This window comes from Limnospira sp. PMC 1279.21 (assembly GCF_032349615.1).
Taxonomy (GTDB): domain Bacteria; phylum Cyanobacteriota; class Cyanobacteriia; order Cyanobacteriales; family Microcoleaceae; genus Limnospira; species Limnospira fusiformis.
This window is the reverse complement of the sequence record NZ_JARPLU010000242.1, coordinates 1-5,110: the sequence shown is the minus strand read 5'-3', so window position 1 is coordinate 5,110 and position 5,110 is coordinate 1. Positions and strand designations below refer to the sequence as shown.

Annotated in this window: 2 protein-coding genes and 3 pseudogenes; 4 read left to right on the top strand and 1 reads right to left on the bottom strand. The window is 44.8% G+C overall.

Translation table 11 applies throughout. From position 1 onward, the window contains the following. The 4 genes and pseudogenes from P5683_RS22500 to hpf form a co-directional block, all read left to right on the top strand. On the top strand, nucleotides 1-355 hold a 355-nt coding region (locus tag P5683_RS22500), incomplete at its 5' end, for a transposase (protein WP_315642029.1). Between the two features lie 1,012 nt (nucleotides 356-1,367). After that, nucleotides 1,368-3,178: pseudogene (gene ltrA / locus P5683_RS22495) on the top strand (group II intron reverse transcriptase/maturase). A gap of 272 nt (nucleotides 3,179-3,450) precedes the next feature. Beyond that, nucleotides 3,451-3,522: pseudogene (locus tag P5683_RS26555) on the top strand (HNH endonuclease); the annotation flags it as partial. 346 nt (nucleotides 3,523-3,868) lie between these two features. Then, nucleotides 3,869-4,507 (top strand): ribosome hibernation-promoting factor, HPF/YfiA family, encoded by a 639-nt coding sequence (gene hpf, locus P5683_RS22490; RefSeq protein ID WP_006620899.1) that lies wholly within the window; start codon nucleotides 3,869-3,871, stop codon nucleotides 4,505-4,507. 204 nt (nucleotides 4,508-4,711) lie between these two features. On the opposite strand, the pseudogene P5683_RS22485 reads toward hpf, so the two are convergent. Further along, a pseudogene (locus tag P5683_RS22485) lies at nucleotides 4,712-4,957 on the bottom strand (zinc ribbon domain-containing protein); the annotation flags it as partial. Nucleotides 4,958-5,110: the final 153 nt, after the last annotated feature.

The following is a 5,110-nucleotide window of genomic DNA, read 5'->3' as shown; positions in this document are numbered from 1 at the left end:
TGGCAGGGTGAGCTATATGGCCCCATGGTGTCATCAACAACTCTTAGCCCCCTTTAGCTTTGAGGGTTGTTGTAATCGGACAGTGTTTGAGTTGTGGTTGGAGTTCATCTTAATTCCAACACTGAAGCCAGGTCAGACTCTAGTGCTAGACAATGCAACGTTTCATAAAGGGGGACGGATTCCTGAGCTAGTGGAGGCGGCTCAATGCCGTTTGCTCTATCTACCACCTTATTCGCCAGACCTCAACAAGATAGAGAAATGTTGTTCGTGGTTGAAAGCCCGCATTCGCCATTGTATTGAGCAGTTTGATTCTCTCCATGATGCCATGGATTCCGTTCTCAAAGCTGCGTCCTAACCACCTTGACTAATGCTATAACATCCACGACAGCAATTAGGATACGGTCAACTTCCGCACTTATACAACAAATTACCCCAAAAAGCAAGAGGTTTTTGACAAAACTTTACATAGATTTATGTCAGTCTGGCTGTCGGTGATCAGGTGAGCAGATTGTGGTAACATAATAGGATATCCGCTCAGGTTGCAAGACCTTGGGTTCAGAAAAGATATGCTAAAACATGGCGGATCTTGATGGACTTAAAAAAGTAAGCCAAAGTAGTAGCGATAACACTGTAAAAAGCTAGGCTACACCTAAAAGTGCGAGACGTTCAGGCATGAAATAGGGTTGTAATACCCGAAATAACCGCCTGGTGGGGATTTCAGCCCATCGGTTGAATATAAGAACCTCGCTTCTGACCATCCCCATAACTGTTTATATGTCCCGAAGCGAAAAGCAAGGCAGGGAACTCAAGGTCAATCCCACAAAGAAAATCGTAATGCTCAATTACACCATAAGGAGGAGTATTAAAACCACTTAGGCGATTGTGGGAAAGAGTAACGGCGATAGCCACCCCCAGTTTTAGGAATCACAACCCTAGGATTGAAGCGGGGAACGGAAGGCGTGAGGGAAAACCTATTCCCAATAATCCGACCACTGCCAACCATCCATGACTAAGGAAATCTGAATGTTCCGACTTGAACCATCGTCATTAGCAGGCAGCGAAATAGGTTGACACGCTGCGCCCAAAAGGGTAAGGGGAAAAGTAGGGTTCTTTATATAACACCTACACAGACCTTTAAAGTACTCCGGTGGATAGGACAAGTCTAAAGACGGAATGCCCATATAAACGGAACGTTTTAACCCCTCTTAGGCTCTGATTATCTGGTCGAGATAAACAGTAGTGAAAGTGTAAGCGCCAGCCTATTAGGGGATGAGATGTGACCAGAAGCTAACGCCCTGCTGTAATGGCAGGGATATGCTGACAAGTCACGGTTTGATTGTAAAGAATAGAGTCTAGTAGGAGTCATTATGACGAAAGCGAGTTTAAAGAAAGGGTTTGAGAAATCAAAGCCAATCAAGACTACGAGTGTATGGAAAGCTATACCATGGGCGAAAGTTCAACGTCAAGTTTTCAAGCTCCAAAAGAGGATATTTCAAGCAGCTAAATCGGGACAGGACGCAAAAGCAAGAAGGTGGCAACGTCTACTGGTGAAATCATATTATGCCCGACTCTTAGCAGTGCGGCGAGTGACTCAAGATAATCAAGGCAAAAAGACAGCAGGTGTCGATGGAATGAGAGCAATCTCCCCAAGACAAAGACTGGAACTAGCTAAGAGTATCAAAGGAAATCTCAAAGCAAAACCACTGCGTAGGGTGTGGATTCAAAAACCCGGAAGGGATGAAAAACGTCCTCTGGGAATACCCACTATCCAAGATAGAGCAAGGCAAGCCTTGGTAAAGTCGGCACTCGAACCTGAATGGGAATCGAGGTTTGAAAGCAACAGCTATGGGTTCCGACCCGGACGGTCAGCCCATGATGCAATATCCAGAATCTTTCAAAGTATAAACAAAGGAGGTTATTACATACTGGATGCAGATATAGCCAAATGCTCTTACCGTGAACCATGATTATCTACTGAACACAATTCATTGTCCAAGCAACCTAAAGAAAGACCTGAAACAATGGCTTAAAGCAGGAGTGCTAGATAACGGCGTTTTCGATGATACAGAAACAGGGACACCCCAAGGAGGGGTAATAAGTCCACTCCTAGCCAACATCGCACTGGATGGAATAGCTAGGTTAATTGAAACAATGTATCCTAAGAAAAATAATAGGGCTCAAGCCACTACAATAAGATACGCCGATGATTTCGTAGTAATATCACCATCACTCGAAATTATTGAACAGTGCAAGACTGCTATTTCTGAATGGCTCAAACCTGTAGGACTAGAGATTAAACCTGAAAAGACTCGAATTTGTCACACACTCAAACCTATTGAGTATAATGGCAAAACAGAAGAACCCGGGTTTGATTTTCTCGGATTCAATATCAGGCAATACCCGGTAGGAAAATACAAGTCTGGGAAATTAGGGGAACGAAGGAAAGGTAGTTTTCTACTTAATAAAACCCCTCACAAAATGTTGGGATTCAAAACCCACATTAAACCCAGCAATAAAGCAGTTAAAGCCCATACAGAAGTGATTAAAGGTGTAATCAAACAACATAAAACAGCACCTCAATCAGCCCTGATAAACAAACTAAACCCGATTATTCGGGGATGGTCAAACTATTATTCAGGAGTCGTCTCATCAGAGACCTTCGGTAAGCTAGACAATATAATCTGGCAGATGTTACGGGCATGGACAGTATCAAGATGCGGAAAGGCAAGTTTACGAGAAGCTAGGAAACTATTTCAGACATGGAACAGTTAAACTTAGCAATGAGGTAGAAAGGCATGAATCTTGGTTATTCCAGACCAAGGATGGACACACACTATGGAAACATAGCTACACTCCGATTGCCAGACATACCACAATACGCCCTGAAGCAACACCATACGACGGAAATTGGACTTATTGGGCAACCAGAAAAGGACAAGCAATCGACACGCCAACAAGGGTAGCAAAACTACTCAAGAAGCAAAAAGGCAAGTGTACCTGGTGTGGGCAATACTTTACCCCATCAGACATAGTTGAAATAGACCACATTGTACCTCGAAGTCTCGGCGGAAAGGACGAATACAAAAATCTTCAACTACTACACCGCCACTGTCACGATGATAAGACGGCACTTGACAATGCCAACGCTGTATCCCTAACAATGGAGCAATCAGACTAGGAGCCGTATGATGGGAAACTATCACGTACGGTTTTGTATGGGAGGGGGAGAAGGTGACTTCTCTCTCGACACTACTAAGTTGCGACAATTTCCTTATTTTGGGGGAACCAAAGGGCATCATCAAAGTAATTCTTAACCGGAGTCTACCGCTGTGGAACGACTGAAAAACCAGGTGATAGGTCGGCCAGTTATATTCTGGACAATCATGGATGATTGAATAGGATGATCTGTGAATTGACCCATCAAGAATTGTCAAGAGATGCAAAGGATTTTACTGTCACGATGATAAGACGGCACTTGACAATGCCAACGCTGTATCCCTAACAATGGAGCAATCAGACTAGGAGCCGTATGATGGGAAACTATCACGTACGGTTTTGTATGGGAGGGGGAGAAGGTGACTTCTCTCTCGACACTACTAAGTTGCGACAATTTCCTTATTTTGGGGGAACCAAAGGGCATCATCAAAGTAATTCTTAACCGGAGTCTACCGCTGTGGAACGACTGAAAAACCAGGTGATAGGTCGGCCAGTTATATTCTGGACAATCATGGATGATTGAATAGGATGATCTGTGAATTGACCCATCAAGAATTGTCAAGAGATGCAAAGGATTTTAAAGAAATTACATTTCTGAAATGCAAAATGTTAAGGTGAAGTTAAGCCCACACTATGATCGGGAGGGAGCTGTATGAAGCTTGTTATCCAGGGTAAAAATCTTGAAATTACCGATGCTATTCACGAGTATGTACAACAGAAAATTGCCAAAGCTGTTAGTCACTTTCAGCAATTGACAAACGAAGTGGATGTCCATTTATCTGTGGCTCGGAACCCTCGGATAAATCCAAGACAAACTGCTGAAGTCACGATTTATGCCAATGGCACAGTTATTCGTGCTCAAGAAAGCAGTGAAAATCTCTATGCCAGTATTGACCTAGTAGCAGATAAAATTGCTCGTCAATTGCGTAAGTACAAAGAAAAACGCATGGCGAAACAATATCAGCTTCCTAAGACTGGTGAAGTGGTTGCACAGAAGCCCATTGTTGATGATTTAATTGGCGATCGCACTGTGAAACTTCCAGAAGAAGTGGTGCGGACGAAATATTTTGCCATGCCTCCCATGAGCATTCAAGAAGCATTAGAACAGTTGCAGCTTATTGATCATGATTTTTATATGTTCCGTAATGCTGAAACTGATGAGATTAATGTAATCTATCAGCGATCGCATCATGGTGGTTATGGAGTCATCCAACCCCGCAATGGTAGCGTTCCGACCAGTAATGGTCAAACTGGTGCGGAATTGACAGAACGGGCTTCGACCTCTCCTTAAAGTAGGTAGGTGAAGCCACATAATATAGTTGACACTCCCATTAGGGTTAGTGGCGGGTTTCGCCTGTCGCGCCTGTCACCGGGGAGTTAGGCGGCGCGAGGGCTTGGTTTGAGGAATCAGGCCCTTAGTTAGTTGGGATTAATCAACCCACCCTTGGATAAAAGATTGACACTCCCCGGCCTAAAGGCGCGGGGATTCGCAGTTCTACGGGAGTCCAACGACTTTACCCTCACCGAGCTTCTTGACGGTAAGCCCTGCCGCTGCAATCCCTCGGTTCCGAATGACTTGGGCGGCGGCCACGTCGCGATTGGTGATGTAGCCGCACTCAGGACATTTATGAACCCGGATACTGAGGTCTTTCTTGACCGCTGTTGAGCATTGAGGGCACTCTTGACTGGTGCCTGCTGCTTCAACCTTGGCAAAATACACGCCACGCTTCCAGCACACCCATAGTAGGGGTCGAGAGAGATGTCACCATCTCCCCCTCCCATGCAAAACCGTGCTTGAGACTTTCACCTCACACGGCTCGTAGGGTGCGTCACATCCAGATATAGTATTAGTCAAGGTGGTTAGGACGCAGCTTTGAGAACGGAATCCATGGCA